This is a genomic window from Pseudorhodoplanes sp. (assembly GCF_035565795.1).
GTDB lineage: Bacteria > Pseudomonadota > Alphaproteobacteria > Rhizobiales > Xanthobacteraceae > Pseudorhodoplanes.
Genome location: NZ_DATMRV010000223.1, coordinates 1 through 17,800, shown reverse-complemented (window position 1 = coordinate 17,800; position 17,800 = coordinate 1). Strand labels below are relative to the sequence as shown.

General features: G+C 61.8%; 18 protein-coding genes and 1 pseudogene. 9 read left to right on the top strand and 10 right to left on the bottom strand.

The window, feature by feature from the left end:
- From VNZ93_RS19785 to VNZ93_RS19775, 3 genes and pseudogenes are all read left to right on the top strand, one after another.
- A partial coding sequence (locus VNZ93_RS19785; RefSeq protein ID WP_325709175.1) for a cation-translocating P-type ATPase occupies nucleotides 1-2,578 on the top strand: 2,578 nt, incomplete at its 5' end.
- A gap of 37 nt (nucleotides 2,579-2,615) precedes the next feature.
- Entirely contained in the window at nucleotides 2,616-2,942 is a 327-nt protein-coding gene (locus VNZ93_RS19780) for a TraR/DksA family transcriptional regulator (protein ID WP_325709172.1), read from the top strand.
- Between the two features lie 168 nt (nucleotides 2,943-3,110).
- Nucleotides 3,111-3,239, top strand: a pseudogene (locus tag VNZ93_RS19775) (IS5/IS1182 family transposase); the annotation flags it as partial.
- 40 nt (nucleotides 3,240-3,279) lie between these two features.
- On the opposite strand, the gene VNZ93_RS19770 reads toward VNZ93_RS19775, so the two are convergent.
- The 7 genes from VNZ93_RS19770 to VNZ93_RS19740 all read right to left on the bottom strand — a co-directional run bounded on the left by VNZ93_RS19770 (nucleotide 3,280) and on the right by VNZ93_RS19740 (nucleotide 9,127).
- Nucleotides 3,280-4,113, bottom strand: coding sequence for an SDR family NAD(P)-dependent oxidoreductase (locus VNZ93_RS19770; protein ID WP_325709169.1), 834 nt, complete (start codon nucleotides 4,111-4,113; stop codon nucleotides 3,280-3,282).
- Nucleotides 4,076-4,462, bottom strand: a complete 387-nt coding sequence (locus tag VNZ93_RS19765; protein ID WP_325709166.1) for a ParB/Srx family N-terminal domain-containing protein — start codon at nucleotides 4,460-4,462, stop codon at nucleotides 4,076-4,078. The genes VNZ93_RS19770 and VNZ93_RS19765 overlap by 38 nt, the downstream gene beginning before the upstream one ends.
- A gap of 426 nt (nucleotides 4,463-4,888) precedes the next feature.
- Nucleotides 4,889-5,563 carry a TetR/AcrR family transcriptional regulator gene (locus VNZ93_RS19760; RefSeq protein ID WP_325709163.1) on the bottom strand — a complete coding sequence of 225 codons (675 nt, stop codon included), beginning with the start codon at nucleotides 5,561-5,563 and terminating at the stop codon, nucleotides 4,889-4,891.
- A gap of 57 nt (nucleotides 5,564-5,620) precedes the next feature.
- A complete protein-coding gene (locus VNZ93_RS19755) occupies nucleotides 5,621-6,106 on the bottom strand; it encodes an aromatic-ring-hydroxylating dioxygenase subunit beta (RefSeq protein WP_325709160.1) in 486 nt (161 codons plus the stop codon).
- On the bottom strand, nucleotides 6,106-7,455 hold the full coding sequence (locus tag VNZ93_RS19750; RefSeq protein ID WP_325709158.1) for an aromatic ring-hydroxylating oxygenase subunit alpha: 1,350 nt from the start codon (nucleotides 7,453-7,455) through the stop codon (nucleotides 6,106-6,108). Before VNZ93_RS19750 ends, VNZ93_RS19755 begins: the two co-directional genes overlap by 1 nt.
- Before the next feature lie 112 nt (nucleotides 7,456-7,567).
- Nucleotides 7,568-8,731: an enolase C-terminal domain-like protein gene (locus tag VNZ93_RS19745; RefSeq protein ID WP_325709156.1), complete on the bottom strand. Its 1,164-nt coding sequence runs from the start codon at nucleotides 8,729-8,731 to the stop codon at nucleotides 7,568-7,570.
- A 6-nt stretch (nucleotides 8,732-8,737) separates the two neighbouring features.
- Nucleotides 8,738-9,127 carry a VOC family protein gene (locus VNZ93_RS19740; protein ID WP_325709153.1) on the bottom strand — a complete coding sequence of 130 codons (390 nt, stop codon included), beginning with the start codon at nucleotides 9,125-9,127 and terminating at the stop codon, nucleotides 8,738-8,740.
- 406 nt (nucleotides 9,128-9,533) lie between these two features.
- Between VNZ93_RS19740 and dctP the strand changes: the two genes are divergently transcribed.
- From dctP to VNZ93_RS19710, 6 genes are read left to right on the top strand one after another with little or no spacing between them, the layout of a single operon-like run.
- On the top strand, nucleotides 9,534-10,532 hold the full coding sequence (dctP, locus tag VNZ93_RS19735) for a TRAP transporter substrate-binding protein DctP (protein WP_325709150.1): 999 nt from the start codon (nucleotides 9,534-9,536) through the stop codon (nucleotides 10,530-10,532).
- A 34-nt stretch (nucleotides 10,533-10,566) separates the two neighbouring features.
- Nucleotides 10,567-11,109, top strand: a complete 543-nt coding sequence (locus VNZ93_RS19730) for a TRAP transporter small permease (RefSeq protein WP_325709147.1) — start codon at nucleotides 10,567-10,569, stop codon at nucleotides 11,107-11,109.
- On the top strand, nucleotides 11,106-12,413 hold the full coding sequence (locus tag VNZ93_RS19725) for a TRAP transporter large permease subunit (protein WP_325709144.1): 1,308 nt from the start codon (nucleotides 11,106-11,108) through the stop codon (nucleotides 12,411-12,413). Before VNZ93_RS19730 ends, VNZ93_RS19725 begins: the two co-directional genes overlap by 4 nt.
- Nucleotides 12,414-12,424: 11 nt before the next feature.
- The gene (locus tag VNZ93_RS19720; RefSeq protein WP_325709141.1) at nucleotides 12,425-13,291 is read left to right on the top strand and encodes an FAD binding domain-containing protein; all 867 of its coding nucleotides are present in this window, start codon (nucleotides 12,425-12,427) and stop codon (nucleotides 13,289-13,291) included.
- On the top strand, nucleotides 13,284-13,778 hold the full coding sequence (locus VNZ93_RS19715) for a (2Fe-2S)-binding protein (protein ID WP_325709138.1): 495 nt from the start codon (nucleotides 13,284-13,286) through the stop codon (nucleotides 13,776-13,778). The genes VNZ93_RS19720 and VNZ93_RS19715 overlap by 8 nt, the downstream gene beginning before the upstream one ends.
- Nucleotides 13,775-16,138: a xanthine dehydrogenase family protein molybdopterin-binding subunit gene (locus tag VNZ93_RS19710; RefSeq protein ID WP_325709135.1), complete on the top strand. Its 2,364-nt coding sequence runs from the start codon at nucleotides 13,775-13,777 to the stop codon at nucleotides 16,136-16,138. Before VNZ93_RS19715 ends, VNZ93_RS19710 begins: the two co-directional genes overlap by 4 nt.
- Nucleotides 16,139-16,182: 44 nt before the next feature.
- On the opposite strand, the gene cnbZ is transcribed toward VNZ93_RS19710, so the two are convergent.
- From cnbZ to VNZ93_RS24975, 3 genes are read right to left on the bottom strand one after another with little or no spacing between them, the layout of a single operon-like run.
- Nucleotides 16,183-16,929, bottom strand: a complete 747-nt coding sequence (gene cnbZ, locus VNZ93_RS19705; protein WP_325709133.1) for a 2-amino-5-chloromuconate deaminase CnbZ — start codon at nucleotides 16,927-16,929, stop codon at nucleotides 16,183-16,185.
- A 53-nt stretch (nucleotides 16,930-16,982) separates the two neighbouring features.
- Nucleotides 16,983-17,702 (bottom strand): ABC transporter ATP-binding protein, encoded by a 720-nt coding sequence (locus VNZ93_RS19700; protein WP_325709130.1) that lies wholly within the window; start codon nucleotides 17,700-17,702, stop codon nucleotides 16,983-16,985.
- On the bottom strand, nucleotides 17,699-17,800 hold the full coding sequence (locus VNZ93_RS24975; protein WP_414710133.1) for a hypothetical protein: 102 nt from the start codon (nucleotides 17,798-17,800) through the stop codon (nucleotides 17,699-17,701). Before VNZ93_RS24975 ends, VNZ93_RS19700 begins: the two co-directional genes overlap by 4 nt.

Sequence of the window (17,800 nt, the reverse complement as noted above, 5' to 3'; positions counted from 1 at the left end):
CACGATTTCCGCCGGCCTTTGGCTTTACGAGAGTTCCGCGGCGCTGCCCTACGAGGCGATCGCGATTCTGGCGATCGTCATTCTCAATGCATTCATGGGCTATATCCAGGAAGCGCGCGCGGAACGGGCGGCCGCCGCCTTGCGCGACATGTCGGCTGCCCGTGCAACTGTCGTCCGCGATGCTACGAGGCAAAGCATTCTCGCGACGGAGGTGGTGCCCGGCGACATCATTTTGGTGGAGGAAGGCGACACCATTCCCGCCGACGCAAGGCTTGTTCAATGCGCCGCGCTGCAGACAGCGGAAGCCGCACTTACCGGAGAGAGCCTGCCGGTTTCCAAGGACGTCGCGCCGATCGCGGGCGACGCGGAGATCGGCGACCGGCGCAACATGATTTTCAGCGGGACGATCGCCGTCTACGGCCATGGCCGGGCCGTCGTTACAGCGACCGGCATGCTGACCGAGATGGGGCGCATCGCCCATCTTCTTGAAAAGGCGGCAGACGACGTCACACCACTGCAGAAAGAGCTCGATCGCGTCGGCAAGGTGCTCGCGCTCACAGTTGTCGCCATTGCCGTGGTGATGATTTGTACGATCGTTCTGGTCAGCGAGGTCCGCAGCGTTTCGCAATTCTTCAATGTTCTCATCTTCGGCATTGCGCTCGCGGTCGCAGCGGTTCCGGAAGGTCTGCCGGCGATCGTCACTGCGGTGCTCTCCATCGGTGTGCAGCGTATGGCGAAGAAGAACGCGATCATACGGCGTCTCTCGGCCGTGGAGACGCTCGGTTCGGCGACGGTCATCGCCTCCGACAAGACCGGCACGCTGACCCGCAATGAAATGACGGTACGGCGCGTGGTGACAGCAAGCTGCTGCGTGAACCTGTCCGGCACAGGCTACACGCCGAGCGGCCAAGTCCATTTTGTGGACCGGGCATCCGACGAAGACGCATTGCAGTTCGAGCTCACGCGCGCGCTGACCGCTGCCGACCGGGCCAGCAACGCGGTGTTGCAGGAGCGGGGTGGTTCATGGGTAGTGCAGGGTGATCCGACCGAGGGCGCTCTGATCGTCGCCGCGCGGAAGGCCGGGCTATCGCCGCAGGCGCTTGAGTCGCGCTTCCCTCGCATTGGGGAAATTCCGTTCTCCTCCGAACGCAAGCTGATGAGCACGGTGCATAAAGACGCAGAGCGGCCGGAGCGTTTCATCGTCCTGACCAAGGGCGCGCCCGATGTTCTGCTCGCGCATTGCTCGCACGAGCTTGTCGGCCGGGACGCCGTTCCGCTGACCGATGCACGCCGGGGGGAAATCATGGCCAGCAACGACGCGCTGGCCGCTGAGGCGCTGCGGACGCTGGGCGTAGCCTTCCGCTCGCTTCCGCCAGACGATCGGAGGTTTGGCGAGCAACTCGAAAACGACCTCGTCTTCCTCGGCCTGATCGGCCTGATCGATCCGCCCCGCCAGGAAGCGCGGGATGCGGTGGCTCGCGCCAAAATCGCCGGCATCCGCTCCATCATGATTACCGGCGACCATCCAAAAACCGCGGCGATCATCGCAGCCGAACTCGGCATTGGATCGGGACACCAATTCCTCAGCGGCGCAGACATTCAGGCCATGTCGAAAGATGACCTCGATCGCGCCGTCTTGAACGTATCGGTCTATGCGCGCGTCAATCCCGAACATAAGCTTCGCATCGTTGAAGCCTTGCAGCGCTCGGGTGAAACGGTCGCGATGACAGGCGATGGCGTCAACGATGCTCCAGCACTGAAAGCTGCCGATATTGGCGTCGCTATGGGCATCACCGGAACGGATGTCTCGAAAGAGGCGGCCGATATGGTGCTCGTGGACGATAACTTCGCCACTATCGTCGCCGCAGTCGAGGAAGGTCGCGCGATTTTTCTCAATATCAGGAGCTTTCTGCGCTATCTGCTGTCGTCGAATATCGGCGAGGTCATGACGATGTTCTTTGGCGTTCTGCTCGCGGGAACGCTCGGCCTATCGGACGCGGAGCATGGCGGTCTCGTGCTTCCTCTGCTTGCGACGCAGATTCTCTGGATCAATCTTGTCACGGATGGCGCACCGGCGCTTGCCATCGGCGTCGATCCCGCTGACGCTAACGTGATGCGCCAACCGCCGCGCCCTCGAGGTGAAGGCGTGCTTACGCGACGCATGTGGGGCGGGATCATTTTCGTCGGGGCGATCATGGCGATCGGCACCTTGCTCGTTCTTGACGCGTGCCTGCCTGGCGGGATGATCGAAGGCGCCGGCACCGTCGACTATGGCCGGACCATGGCGTTTACGACGCTCGTGATGTATCAGCTCTTCAACGTCTTCAATGCGCGCTCGGATGATCGCAGCGCGTTCGTTGAGATGTTCAGCAACGGCTGGGTCTGGGCCGCAATCGCGCTATCGATCATGCTGCATGTGTGTGTAATCTACACTCCGTTCCTGCAGGAGGCATTCTCAACCGTTGATCTTGGCCTGACGGACTGGCTATTCTGTGCCGCGGTCGCAAGCTCGGCGCTGTGGCTGCGGGAGTTGAGCAAAATTGCGTTGCGCGCGTTGCCGGAAATAAAAGCAGTTTAGGTTACGCGCTGCCTCGACGATCAAGGGAGACTGTTCCATGGCCGATACTGCCGCCGCAAGAAAGAGTCTTGAGTCGCAGCTTGCGGAACTCAAGACACGGCAGAGCCGTATTGTCGAGGATTTGGCCCAGCCGCTGGATCGGGACGCGTCCGAACAAGCCGTCGAAATGGAAGACGACGACTCGCTCCGGGGCCAGGCCGCCCTCGTCGCGCGCGAGATCGTATCGGTTACGCGCGCCTTGACGCGAATTGAGGACGGAACATACGGCCAGTGTGTCCGGTGCGGAGCGGTGATCGCTCCCGAGCGGCTCAAGGCGCGGCCGGAGGCGGCGCTGTGCATCGCCTGTGCGCGCAACGAGCAGTAAGGGCGAAGATGCACGTTTAACCCGTAGCGAGCGCGAGGGATTGAAACGGAGAAGTTACCCGCCGTCGCGGATCGTCTTTCGGATCCTAACAAGGGCAAAACAAAGAGAGCCGCGCCGATCTCGGCGAGTGCCAGGAATTGCGGCCACACGACGGCGAAGCCGGCGCCCCGGAACAGGATCGAGAACGCCTTCAACAGGCTAAAGGACTTCAGGCGTATTGCTACGCGTTACGACAGGCTAGCTCGAAACTACCTCGCCTCCGTCTGCCTTGCAGCGGCTCTCGTATGGTGGCTCTAATGAGTCTGGACCCTAGTATCTAGGCTCGCAATTTCGGAGCCTACGTTTTTGCCGAGGCCGGTGCGCTTGAATCTTCCAGCTTCATTCGTTCCCTGATACCGCCGCCGACCGTTGCGCCTTCGGCCATCGGCTCGTACAGGCTGCCGGTCGTTGGCGGCGCGTCCCACGCCTTCTTCACTTCGCGGTCGGCGATATTCGCCGAGAGCCGCTCGGTCAGGTCGGGGAAGATGTGATGAGAAATGTTCGAAGCGTGAGCTTTGGGACCGACCGGCATTTCTTCCTTGGGATCGGTGCAGGCTCGTACGATGGCGTCGACGACGATCTTCGGATCGTCCATCGCCGCCATACGGGGTTGATGGCCTGTGTAGTTGGCGGCATGCGTCCACCAGGGCGTATCGACCGCCCACGGCATGATCGTGGCGCATTTGATGTTTTCCTGGCCCGCAAGGCGCAACTCTTCATTGAGCGACCGGCTCAAACTCAGGACGGCAGCTTTCGAGGAGGCGTAGACTGCCTGATACGCTAGCGGCATTTCACTGTCGATCGAGCCGACATTCACCAGAGTGCCGTAGCCCTGCCTGCAGAATATATCGAGGGCAGCATGCGCCCCGTAAATAAGGCCCTTCAGATTCACATCGATCAGGCGCGCATGATCTTCGAGCGGAATGTCCCAGAAGAAGCCGAGCGCGCCGACACCCACGTTGTTGATCCAGACATCGACCGTTCCGAATCTGACGATCGCAGCTTCTTTCAGTTTCTGAATATCTTCGGGCTTGCTCACGTCTACGCCGTGAGCGAGCGCGTTTCCGCCCTCCTGGGTGATCTCGCTCGCAAGATCATCCAACAGGCCCGTCCGGCGGGCAGCGAGGACCACATTTGCCCCGTGCGCAGCCAGTTCGAGCGCGGAACCGCGGCCAAACCCACCAGCCGGCTTTTTCGGCGAGCCGGTTGTCTGCGATCACGTATGCGCGGATTTGGGCAGGGGAGAGGTGATCGACCCGTACCGTGGGGACATCTGTCATACCCACGGAAGTTGCCGCCTCGACCCGGGCGTGGCCGGCAACGATCCCGTCAGACCCATCAACTAACACCGGATTGATGAATCCGAATTCCTGGATGCTGGCGGCGATCTGCTTGATTTGGCGAGGAGTGTGCGTCCGAGGATTTTTCGCCCGCGGCTTGAGCTTCCGAGGGTCTTTATATTTGATGGCAAGCGTGCCCACGGTGACCTCCACGGACGAGGTCCCGAAGCGACGCGGACCGACAGAAATCGCGAATCAAATACAGGGAAGTCTTCCCTGATATTCTCGCGAAAGTAGCCTGATCCGTAAAATCCATCCCTGTTCTTTTTCACAGGGAAAAAGCTCAGAAATGCCCGTCAAATCGGAGCTTCTCGCCTTTCTGGGCGTCTCCATCGGAATTTTCGGCGTTTTACCCTGTATTTTACGCTGTTATCGCTGCACGCAGAGTCCAGAGACTGGTTCGATGCGCACTGTTCGACGCGCCAGTAAGGCGACGAGTTGTCACCAGCGCGGGCAAAAATGAGAAGCGAACGTGCCCCCGCTAATGGCAAAACATTTCAAGCGCGGATTTGTTTGACCGGTGCGGCGGGTCTTCTGATCGAAGACGCACGACTTGATGTTGGCGAATTACGCCTTCTCGTCCGGCTGATCCGCTCGTCTGCGTCTTGAGCGCACGACTTTTGAGCCTGTGTGTGAAAGAGGACTGTTATCCAGCGTCCGCTCCGGCTGGGTCGAGGGCAGCAACATCTCGCAGACACTCTCGACCAGCTTTTCGATGTCGCGCAGGTCGTCGAGCCTGCGATTGATGACGAAGCCGTCATAGGCCATCAGAAACAGGTGTGACAGCAGGTCGTAATCGACCGCGCGACCGGCCCGCGCCGGGACCGCGCTCTCCAGCATCATCCGCAGCCGTTGCTCGGCCCATCCCAGAAGCGGAGAGGGCTTCTTTTCGCCCGGGTCGGCGGAGGCCAGCGCCTCCATCAGGCTGTTGGCGAGGCCGATATTCTCCATCGGAATGTCGCGCCATATGCCGAGCAGGATCGCGCGCAGCTTTTCGCGTGGCTCATCGACTTTCCGTACGTTGGCCTCGAGACGCCATATGCACTCCTTCTGCCATGGCTCCACCACGGCATACAGGAGATGCAGTTTCGACGGAAAATAGGAATAGAGGCTACTGACGCCTGTGCCGGCGCGCTGAGCGATGTCGAGCAGCGTCGTGCGATGATAGCCGCCCTCGGAGAACAGGTCGCGCGCCGCATCGAGAATGGCGTTTCGGACGGTTTCCTTCTTGACCTGAACCAAGGCTCTATCCGTCGAAAGTCGCTCTAGGTCGGGATCGTTATCAGATCGGAATTGTCACTAGATCGGAATTGTCATGGGCGCATGCACGCCATCGCAATTCATCAACGCAACGCGCTTGCGGCGAATGCGGAACGAGTCGCCATCGCGGGCAATATGGTGGACTTGACGGCCGGTGTAAATGCGATGCCGCTCACCCTGGATCTCGGTGCAAAGAAATGCGGAACCCACCTCGAATTCCTGCGAATCCGCCTCACCGTTCAGCACCTCGATATTGCTGACCATATGCACGGTCCGGGGCATCGGCGTGAGCACCAGGGCGCGGGCCTCGAGCAGGCGCTGCACCCGGATCGCAAGGATGGCATGATCTTCGTAGATGATTGACGCGACATTCAACGGATCGGTCTGCCCGGGCTTGCTTGGCATCCAGTAGATGCCTTGCGGCGCGTAGAGGTCCAGCCAGGCTTCGAATTCGCCTTCGTCGAGCAGGCGCGCTTCCTTGAAGACGAACAATTCGATTTCGCGCAGGGTTTGGTAGGGCAGCATCAGGCGGCCTCGGTGGTCATGTGTCTTACCCACGCGTTGAACTGCACGCGCATCGGCATTTCGCTCGCGGCACCGGAGACACTGCCGTCCGCCCCCTTGTCGTCGCTGTCCAGGCCGCGCGAGAAGTCGATCCAGGGACCGGTGTCCGTCTTGAGCCCGCTCTGACAGCGCTCCAGCATCTCGACGTCATCGGAGAAAATCATTGAGGCCGGCGAGCCGAGATTACTGATGAAGCGTACCGCGCGGTGGAAGATGCCGTCCGGCGCACCTTTCAGCCGGAAGCACTGGATGCGGACAAGCGTGCGGTCGACCGACAGCGGGATGGCGATGCGCATCTGCTGATACTGAGCGTTGATGATCAGGTTCGGATAGATGATGTTGTTGAACCGGTTCATGCCGATCACCTGCGCGGCTCGTTCCTCGCCGATTTTCTCGGCGAGCCGACGCCGGTATTCGATCGAGACCGGATCCTCGCTTTGCCGCGACAGCACGCCGCTGTCGTAAAAGGCCGTCATGTAGGTGTGGCCGCTATCCAGACCTTTCAGCTGGATGCCTTCCCACTCCTTGAAGCCGAAGCCGTTGGCCATCAGCATCTCGCGGGTCTGGTCCTGGTCGAGAATCGACGCATTGGCCGGCGCGCGGCGCGCGGGCATGACCGACGACGAATGCACGAAGGTCGGATGGAAAATGTCGGCGGCATTTTCCATATGCAGCTTCCAGTTTCCGCGATATTCGAGCGCGAAACTGGACTCTGACATTTCGACCTCGCCGTCGGGCGCGCGATCGATGAGATTGTCGATCACGTCCGTCATCGGTCCGAGATGCTCGATCAGCGGCGGCGGATTGTCGGAGAGATTCGCGAAGACGAAGCCGCGATAGCTCTGCACATTCGCAATCCGCTGCATGTGGTTCCGCCGATCGGCGATGTCGAAATCGGCCGGATAGCTTTTCGGGTGCGGCACCGAGGCGAGCGAGCCATCGGGGCGAAAAACCCACGCGTGATAGGGGCAACTGAAGGCGCGGTTGGAGCCCTGATCGACCATGCAAAGGCGCGCGCCGCGATGCGGACATCGGTTATGAAGGACGTATATGTTGCCATCGTGATGGCGCGTTACCAGCACTTCGAATTTGGAAAGGCGGGTGCGGATGAAATCGCCGGGATTCTTCAGCTGGCTCTCATGCGCGACATAGATCCAGAGCCGGCCAAAGATGCGCTCCTGTTCGAGCGCAAAGATTGCCGGATCGGAGTAGGCGCGCCGGTGCACATGATTGGGCTGGACGAGCCCGCGTATCTCCTCCGCCGAGATCGGAAAGTCGACGCCCTGCGGTTCGCCCATGATCTGGTTCATGCCATCGGTCCCTGTCTGCTCTCCACGTGGCTCCGACCCGGCCAGGATCAAACACGAATATAATTCGCTTTTGCCACCGGCGCCACTCTTTCTGCTCAGCCCACCACTCGCGTTATTGCAGTACGCTGGAGAAAATCTCGGCGAATACCGGCGAGGCTTCGAGGCCCGTTCCCGGATGGTCGGGCAAGGTCGCGCGCCCCTCTGCCACGGGAATGGCCGATGTCAGCTTGCCGAAAAGCCCGGCCTCGTCGATCGCGATTTCCGCGCAACCCAATCCAAGGCCTGCCACCACATTCAGCGCAAGCAGGTGGCCGGCATGCGGCGCGCATTGCGCACGGCGCCAGCCATGCTGGGCCATGGTGTCGAGGATCCGCCGGTATTCGACGATCCCGTAGCTCAGCGATATATCGAACTGAAGGATGTCGCGGTCCGGCCGCAGTCCGCCATGACGCAGCAGATTGCGCGCATCGTCGGCCGAGAAGAGATTTTCGCCGGTTGCGATCGGGGACGCGAAACGCTCCGCCAATTCGCGATGCAGGTCGTAGTCGAGCGGGTGCACCGGCTCTTCGATCCAGGCAAGCGGGAGGTTCGAAAGCGCTTCAGCATAGGCGAAAGCGGTCTCGCGCGAGAATGTGCCGTTGCCGTCAACCGCAAGGGACATTCCCGGTTCGAGAATGCCCAGAACCGACTCGATCCGCCGGACGTCATCGGCAATGGGGATGCCACCGATCTTGATCTTGAAGCGGCGATGGCCGCGCGCGGTCGCGCGGCGGATGTCCTCGCGCAACTGGCCGATATCGTCAGTTGCACGATAATGGCCGCCACTCACGTAAATATCGACCCGGCTTTCTGCGGTGTGCCCGTAGCGCTCGGCCAGATAGGCCCACAACGGCAGACCCTTTTGCTTTGCGGCAAGATCGAACACCGCGGCATCGATGAGGCCGATCGCGCCCGGGCGTTCACCGTGGCCCCCCGGCTTTTCGTTTCGCATCACGATGGCCCAGACCTTGTCCGGATCTATTCCGCCATGGTCGTCGTCGGAATAGTCGCTGGGCTCGGCCGCGAGCAGGCGTGGAATGAAGCGCTCGCGCAGCAGGCCGCCATGGCCGTAGCGGCCGACCGAGTCAAAGGCGAGGCCGATGAGCGGCTTGCCATTTATCGTCGCGTCGGTAACGACGGCCACCGCGGTCGCCGTCATCGTATCGAAGCTGATGCTGGCGTTGCGGCTTGCGGCCGCAAGCGGAATCGTCCGCTCGTGCACCGCAACGATTCGCATCGGACTTTAGGCCTGCCGCCAGTCGTGCTCGGCAACATCGAAGACGATGCCGTTAACATCCTTGTACTTCTTCTCGGCATCGACACCCGGATAGCTTGGCAGTTGCATGAAGAACTCGCCGCCATATTCCTTGATCTTCTCGCCGGTCTTCGTTTCGTCGTCCACGACGAAGCCAATGTGATGGAGGCCGGCCCAGTCCGGACCGCCTTTGCCGCCCTTGGTGCCTTCGGGGAAATGCAGGAGGGTCAGGTTCATGACGCCATCCGACAATGAGATGGCATTGCCGATCGGGCTATCGACCTTCGAAACACGCTTCAGATCGAACACGTTTTCATAGAAGGCGGCAGCCTTTTCCAGGTCCGGCACCTGGATGGCGACGTGACGAAGCTTGGCCATTCGCGGTCTCCTGTGTCTCAGCGCTTTGGTCTTGTTAGAACCAACGTTAAAACAAGCGTCGTGATCGCGCCAGCCCAAATCGAACGTCATTCGGTTTTGACACGGGCGTGCTTGTCAAAGGACGGGTAACGCTGCGGTGCAGCATGTCAGCCCTTTCATGGGCGCAGTTGATAAGCTGCCTCCAGCAGCGGCGAGGCAGCGTTTCTCGTTCATTTACAGCGCTTTTATATCGGCCTGCACCATTGGCAGCTGCGGCTCAGTCCAGGCACTGCTGTTTTTTTCGGCGCAAATCAAGGTGGTTTGCTAGAAATGAAATCAGTGAGGGATGCCTGACCCGGCTTGACGATATCAGCATAACCGAACATCCTTCGGTTATGGAGCTGATTTAAATCAAAGGAGGGTCTCCATGCCTGCGATGAGCGATTGTCGCGCACTTTTTCGCTTCGTATCTGCAGGTCTTGCCGGAGCCTCTCTGCTCCTCGCAACTCCGTCGCTTGTCGGTGCACAGGAAACCACGCTTAAGGCCGCGGTGTTTGTGCCGCCGACAACCACCTACGGCATCCCGTTCAAGCGGTTCGTCGACCGCGTCAACGAAACCGGCAAGGGTGTCCTCCAGATTCGCATCGTCGGCGGTCCGGAAGCGGTGCCCGCGAACAACCAGGCTGACGCGGTGAAGTCCGGTGTCCTCGACATCGCTTCGATCCCGCCGGCCTATTACAAGAGCAACATGATCGAGGGCGACGCGCAGATCCTCTCGGACATGACGGTCGCCGAGCAGCGCGCATCCGGCGCCTATGCCATGCTCAACAAGATCGCCAACGACCGCATGAACGCGGTCTATCTCACCACATATGGGATGGGCGTGCCGTTCCATCTCTATCTGACGAAGGATTTGCCTGTCTCGAAGCCCGACGACCTCAATGGGATGCGGTTCCGCGGTCAGCCGAACTACGCCGCGATTTTCAAGAAATACAATATCGCGAGCGTGAACATCGCTCCGACGGAAGTGTTTACCGCGCTGGAGCGTGGTGTCGTTCAGGGCTACGGCTATCCGCTCTGGGGTATCGACGATTTCGGCTGGGACAAGCTGACCAAGGCGCGGATCGACCCCGGCTTCTACAATGTCGTAGTCAATATCCTGATGAACAAGACTGCTTACGACAAACTGACGCCGGCCCAGCGCAAGGTGCTCGATGATGCCGCGGTCTGGTTCGAGAAGGACGTTCTCGACTACACGGCGAAGACCACCAAGGCCGCGCTGGAGAACATGGACAAGCGCGGGGTCAAGACGATCGATTTCGGTCCGGAATGGAAAAAGATCGCGGTTGATCTCTACTGGGAAGATCTGAAGAAGCTCAGCCCGGACTCGATCGGCAAGCTGCAGCCGCTCCTGACCAAGAAATGAGGGTCGCGCCTGACACACCATACGGCGTGTTGATATGAGCGTTCTGTTTCGGTTGAACGGCTGGCTCGTGCACATCCTGTGCGGTCTGGCCGTTCTTCTTATCGCGGCGATGGTCGTCTCGATCAGCGCGGAAGTGATCCTGCGCATGCTTGGGTTCGCTTCGATCATCGGCCTGATCGAGCTCACCGAGTACGCGCTGTTCGCGGCGACGTTCTTCGTGGCGCCCTATCTACTTCGCACCAATGAGCACATCCGCGTCGACCTCGTCATTGCGCGGCTCGATCCCGCCACGGCGCGCACGGTCGAACGCGGTGTTCTCACGGTGGTTATGGCGATCTCTGCAATCACCACAGTGATCGCAACAATCCTGCTGGTGCGGAGCTATCGGGAGGGAACCTTGGTCTTCAAGGATCTCATCTTCCCGCAGTGGTGGCTGGACTGGATCATTCCGTTGTCTTTCCTGGTCTTGTTCGTTCAGGCACTCGAATTGCTGATCGCGCTGATCCGTAAGCCGGACGCTGCCGCGCCGTTGTCCGCTGAGGGCGTCCCGGGAATCCGGCCCGAGGAGATGCCGTGAGTTGGGTTTCCATTCTCGCGATCATGTTCTCCGCCAAGGTGCTGTTGCTCCTGGCGGCTCTTCCGGTCGCGTTCGTCTTCTTCCTCATCAACATCGGCGGCTCCTATCTTATCTTCGGCGGCCTTCCTGGCCTCGAGCAGATGGTGCGCAACGAACAGGTCTCGGTCGCGCAATTCTCGCTCGTGCCGATCCCGCTGTTCGTCCTGATGGGCGAGGTGCTGTTCCATACCGGCCTCGCCATGAAGTCCGTGGACGCCGTCGACGCCGTGATCAAGCGTGTGCCCGGACGGCTCGCGGTGGTGACACTTGTTGCCGGCACGATCTTTTCGGCGATCTCCGGCTCGACCATCGCCACGACCGCAATGCTGGGCTCGTTGCTGCTGCCGCAGATGCTGGCCCGCGGTTACGAACCGAGAACCGCCATGGGACCGACGCTCGCAATCGGCGGCGTCGACATTCTGATCCCCCCGTCCGGCCTTGCCGTGTTGCTGGGCAGCCTCGGCGGCATTTCCATCACCGGGCTTCTGGTCGGCGGTATCGTGCCGGGACTGATCCTCGCCGCGCTCTTCATCGGCTATGTGGTGCTGCGCTGCTGGATCAATCCGGAACTGGCGCCGGTCTCCGATGACGAAGGTGTCAAGCTCGATCGGCCGTGGCTCAATTTCGTCGTCACCGTCGCGCCACTGATCCTGATCTTTGCCGTCGTCGTCATCAGCATGACCGAAGGCTGGGCTACGCCGACCGAGTCTTCGGCGCTGGGCGCGCTCGGCACCATCATACTCGCCGGCTGCTACCGCGCGCTGACGCTCAAAAATCTCTGGAAGTCGTTCCTCGGGACGGTCTCAATCTCGGGCTCGCTCCTGTTCATCATCGTCGGGGCGACGACCTTCGCTCAGTTGCTCAGCTTTTCGGGTGCGACAGCCGGGCTCGTCGCTTTGATCGAGGAGGCGCAGCTTACCCCGAACGTGGTCATGATCGGCATGCTGGCCGTGCTGATCTTCCTGGGTTTCTTCATCGATCAGACCAGCATCATGATGATCACCTTGCCCTTCTATATGCCGCTGCTGAAGGCGATGGGGGTGGATCTGGTCTGGTTTGGCATTCTTTATCTGCTGTGCATGCAGATTGGACTGCTTACGCCGCCATTCGGGTTGCTGCTCTTCGTGCTCAAGGGTGTCGCGCCGCCGCACATCGGCATCGGCATGATCTATCGCGCTGCGATCCCGTACGTCTGGCTGACGATCGCGATGATGGTGTTAATCTTCCTGTTCCCGCAGATTGTCACGAGCTTCGTGCCGGATTAGACAGGCCCGCGATGAAGGCCCCGAGGTTTCTGTACCGCCGTCCCGATGCTCTCGAGGAGGCGCTCGCGCTTCTCGCAGAGCATGCGGGCGAGGCGCAGGTGCTCGCGGGGGGGCAGAGCCTGATGCCGACGCTCAACATGCGGCTGTCCTCGCCCGGCGTGCTGGTCGACATCAACCGTCTCGTGCAATTGCAAGGCATTGCGAAACGTGGCGACGGGATTCGCGTCGGCGCCTTGGTGCGTCACCGTGAGGTCGCGGAGTCCGGTCTGATTGCGAGCCACGTGCCACTGGTGGCGTCGGCGATGGTCCATGTCGCGCATATGGCTGTGCGCAACCGTGGTACCACCTGCGGCAGCCTTGCTCTCGCCGATCCGGCTGCCGAAATGCCGGCGGTCGCCGTACTCCTCAATGCGACGATCCATTTGAACAGCCGCGTCGGCGCACGTGACGTGGCTGCCCGCGACTTCTTCCAGGATCTTTACACAACTGACCGCGGCGACGAGGAAATGATCACTGGCGTCACGTTTCCCGGCGCCGCCGGGGACGAATGCTTTCACTTTCAGGAACTGAGCCGCCGGCACGGTGATTTCGCCATCGTTGGCATCGCGGTGAAGGGGCAGGCGCGCAGCGGCCGCATCGGGAACATCGAAGCCGTGGTGTTTGGCTCCGAGCCGACGCCGCTCCTGTCATCGGTTACCTCTGATATGAGCATCGCGCCGCATACGCCAGACGCTGCGCTGGCTGACATGGCTCATGCCATCGCCGCCGAGCTTGACCCGATCGACAATCATCAGGGGCGACCCGAGACCAAGCGGCGTCAGGCTGCGGAATTGCTGCGTCGTGCCTTTGCCGAATTCCGGGCGGCCGCCAATGTCTGATACGCTTGACGAGATGCACGCCGTCGCGCTCGTCCTCAATGGCGCCCCTGTCGCAGCGCAGGTCGACGCGCGCACGCATCTCGGCGATTTCATCCGGCACACGCTGGGCAAGACCGGGACGCATATCGGATGTGAGCATGGCGTCTGCGGCGCTTGCAACGTCATGGTCGACGGGCGCTCGGTGCGGAGCTGTTTGATGCTCGCGGTGCAGGCCGACGGGTGTCGGGTCGACACCGTTGAAGGCCTGACCGCAAGCGGCGCTATTGCCGACCTGCAGGAGGAGTTTGTCCGGCGCAATGCGCTCCAATGCGGCTATTGCACGCCGGGCATGCTGGCCACCGCTGCCGAGATGCTGCGTGGCCCAAAGCTTTCACGGGAGGCGATCCGTGATGGGCTTTCCGGAAATTATTGTCGCTGCACCGGCTATCAGGCAATCGTCGATGCCATCGAGGCGGTGATGCTCCGCCGAGCGGAGACGGCGTCGTGACAAAGGTCGAGGGACTCGTCGGTGCACGTGTTGCGCGCCCCGAAGCACGCCGTCTCGTGGAGGGACGCGGGCGGTACACCGATGACATTTCCGCAAATGCCGGGCATGTAGCCTTTCTCCGGAGCCCGCATGCCCATGCGACGATCGAAGCGATAGACGTTGCCGCCGCGGCATCGTCGCCGGGCGTTATCGCCGTGGTGACTGCGACCGACCTCGAACGCGTCTGCAAGCCCTGGCAGACGAGGCTCGCGGCGTTGCCGAACCATGTTTCGCCCCCGCAATTCCCGCTCGCCCGCAATGAGGTGACGTGGCAGGGAGAACCGGTGGCTGCCGTGGTTGCGGCCAGCCGCGCCCAGGCCGAAGACGCGGTCGAACGCATCGTGATCGAGTGGGGCGAGTTGCCGGCCGTCGGTTCGCCGGAGGCCTCGGCGCGCCCTAAGGCCGACAAGGTCAACAGCGCGCTTCCGGGCAATCTCGGGTTCGCGCACGATTTCTCCGCGGGCGATCCGGCCGCGGCTTTCGCCGCGGCTGACCTCGTGGTCGAGCACGACTTCACCTTCGGCCGCCAGACCGGTGTCACGCTGGAGCCACGCTCCATTCTTGCCGATTTCGACGCGCGTTTGCGCAAGCTCACAGTCCATCACTCGCATCAGGTGCCGAACCAGATGCGTGACATCTTCGCTGCGCAGTTCGATCTCCCGTTCGCCAACGTGCAGGTCATCGTGCCTGACATCGGCGGCGCGTTCGGCATGAAGCTTTCGGCCTATCCCGACGAGATGGCGGTCGCCGCGATCGCAATTCTGCTCGGGCGTCCGGTGAAGTTTGTTGCCGACCGGCTGGAATCTTTCGTCAGCGACGTTCACGCGCGCGAGATGAAGGTCAAAGCCAGGCTGGCGGTCGACGTTCATGGCACGATGCAGGCGATGGACATCTCGGTGTTGCACGGCATGGGAGCGTACTCCTCCTATCCGCGCGGCAGCCTCGGAGAAGGGCTGCAGTCGGTCCACATGTCGGCGGCGCCTTATCGACTCGGCGCGTTCAGCGGCAACCTGCGCAGCTATTTCCAGAACAAGACTCCCAGCGGCGTTCTCCGCGCGGTTGGCCAGCCGATTGCATGCACAGTGACCGAGCAGCTCATCGATCTCGCCGCGCGCGCTCTCGGGCTCGATCCCGCGGCGATGCGGCGTCGCAACTATGCGCGGTCCGGCGAGCAGCTGTCGCGTAGCATTGCAGGGACCGCGCTCAGCGAAATGTCGCTCGATCGCTGCCATGACAGGCTGCTGTCGCTGATGAATTACGATGCGCTGCGCGGCGAGCGGGACGCGCTTCGCGGCAGGAGCATCTATCGCGGCATCGGTCTCGCGGCCTTCATCGAGCAGACCGGCGTCGGCCCGCAGCTTTATGGTCCCCTGGATGTTCGGGTCTCGGCGCACGAGACCTGCCGGCTCTCGCTTGAGCCGAATGGCGAGATCCGGTGCGCGACAAGCGTGACGGATCAGGGCCAGGGGACACTGACTGCGTTGCGGCAGATCGTCGGCACGACCCTAGGCGTCGGCATTGACGCCGTAGACATCGTATCCGGGGACACGACGGCAGCGCCGTTTGGCGGCGGGGCGTGGGCGTCTCGTGGAACGGCGCTTGGCGGAGAATCCGCGCTGCGTGCTGCGCGTCAACTCCGTACGAGCATCCTCGCGATCTCCGGATCAATCCTGCAAACGCAGCCTGACAGGCTGCGCATCGAGGCCGGGATGATTGTCAATGCCGCGGGTCTCGCGCAGCTCTCGCTCGCGGATGTCGCTGCAGCGGCTCATTTCAGGTCGCACACCATCCCGCTGGACGAGCTTCCGTCCCTCGACATCACCGAGCGTTACACCTCGCGCGACCTGCCGTATTTCGCATCAAACGGCGTGCAGGCCGCCCACGTCGAAGTCGATCCCGGACTTGGCACGATCAAGCTGCTCGGCTTCTGGGTGGTCGACGATTGCGGCACCGTGATCAATCCGCTGCTGGTGGACGAGCAGATCCGCGGGGGCGTCGTGCAGGGCATCGGCGCGGCGCTATACGAGGAGTGCATCTACAACGAAGACGCGCAGCTCGGGAACGGAACGCTGGCGGATTATCTGGTGCCGATGGCGGGCGAAATGCCTGACATCCATGTTGCGCATATCGAAACGCCAATCGGCAAGACGGAACTCGGTGCGCGTGGCGTAGGCGAGGCCGGAACCGTCGCCGCAGCGGCCGCCGTATGGGGAGCGGTGAATGATGCGTTGTCACCGCTTGGAGCTGTGGTCACCCAGCAGCCAATCACTCCGGAACACGTTCTGGATGTGATTGAGGCGGCGAGGAGCGATCGTCTCTGACATCCATGAAAGCGCTCTAGCTCGACCAAGATCAAGCGCGCGTTCTAGATCACGCGCTCATCGCTCACGGCGCGGCAGTCCATCTCATATTCGAGATCGACCACCGGCGGCCGACAAAAATGCCAGGTGAGCCCGCAACGCGCGGCGCCGCGCCTGACGATCTCGTCGGCGAGGAACGGATGCAGGTCATGCACCGTGTAGACCTGCGCCGCGGTCGTATCCACCCAGGACGCACCGAGGAGGCCGAGCCGGCGCTCCATCTCGCCCAGCACCCAGCGTGCTTTCTCACGCAGGCCGTCGGGGCTGACGTCGCCGGGCCGGATCAGCTTTTCACGATAGGTGGCATGGCCTTCCTCGGCCTCGCCGCTGCCGGCGACCACGACGGATTTGTTCGGTGCATCGCCGGGCTCGGTATAGGTGAAGGCGTGGAATGACGGTGAAGTCGGCTTGTGAATCTCCGGACAGACATTGCTGCGCGCGACCGGATTGGTGGCGCCGTCAAAGAGGCCCCAGCGCGACAGCGTGCCGACATAGACTTCGTTGAAGGCCTTGAAGCCGGCATCGGTGAAAGGCGCCGGTGAGCGCAATTCACACGCGGCGAACGACGTCAGCGGCCGTCCCGCGGCCTTGACGATGGATTCGATGCGCGAAAAGCCCTCGTCGAGCGGCACCGGATTGCGGAACATTACGCGCACCAGCCGGAAGCCCGGCAGCGCTGCGACACCAGCCGAATACTGGAAAGGGCCCTTGATGAATCGATAACCGCCTGGTGCGAAATCGATGGTGCTCATGTCGTCAGTCTCCGGCTCTCACTCAGGATGCTTTGGAATCAGGGCCCTGGAAATCACAGGCCCATATAGGCTTCGCGGATGGCGGGATCGGCGAGCAGCGCAGACGATGCGCCCGACATGCTGACCTGGCCGCGATTGATGACGTATCCGCGGTCGGCAAGTTCGAGCGCGTTCATCACGTCCTGCTCGACGAGAAGGATCGCGACGCCGCTGCGATTGATGTCGCGCAGACGTTCGATCAGCAGCTCGACCGCGCGCGGCGCGAGGCCGAGCGATAATTCGTCGATCAACAGAAGGCTGGGTGCAGCCATCAAACCGCGGCCGATGGCGCACATCTGCTGTTCGCCGCCGGACAGCGTGCCGGCATCCTGCCGCCGCCGGTCCGCGAGGATCGGAAACATGGTGTAGACGCGCTCGAGGTCGGCGGCGACCGCCTCCTTGTCGTCACGCAGATAGGCCCCCATCAGGAGGTTGTCGCGCACGCTCATCGCAGAGAACAGGCGGCGTCCCTCGGGCACATGCGCAACGCCGGCTCGGACGAGATCTGCTGGCTGCGCATTCGTCATGTCGCGGCCGTCGATCGCGATGGTGCCCGACGTGGCTTTGACGATTCCGGACACACAACGCAGAAACGTGGTCTTGCCGGCGCCGTTAGAACCGATCAGGCAGACCAGCTCACCCGCTTTGACATCGAGCGAAATATCCCACAGCACCTGAACGTCGCCGTAGCCGGCCTGCAGATGCGAGACGAGAAGCTTCGGAGCGTCGCTCATGCGGCGCCCCCGGCATGAGCGGCGGCAAATTTGGAACCGAGATAGGCTTCGACCACTTTCGGATCCCGCAGCACGGCGTTGGGCTCGCCATCCGCGAT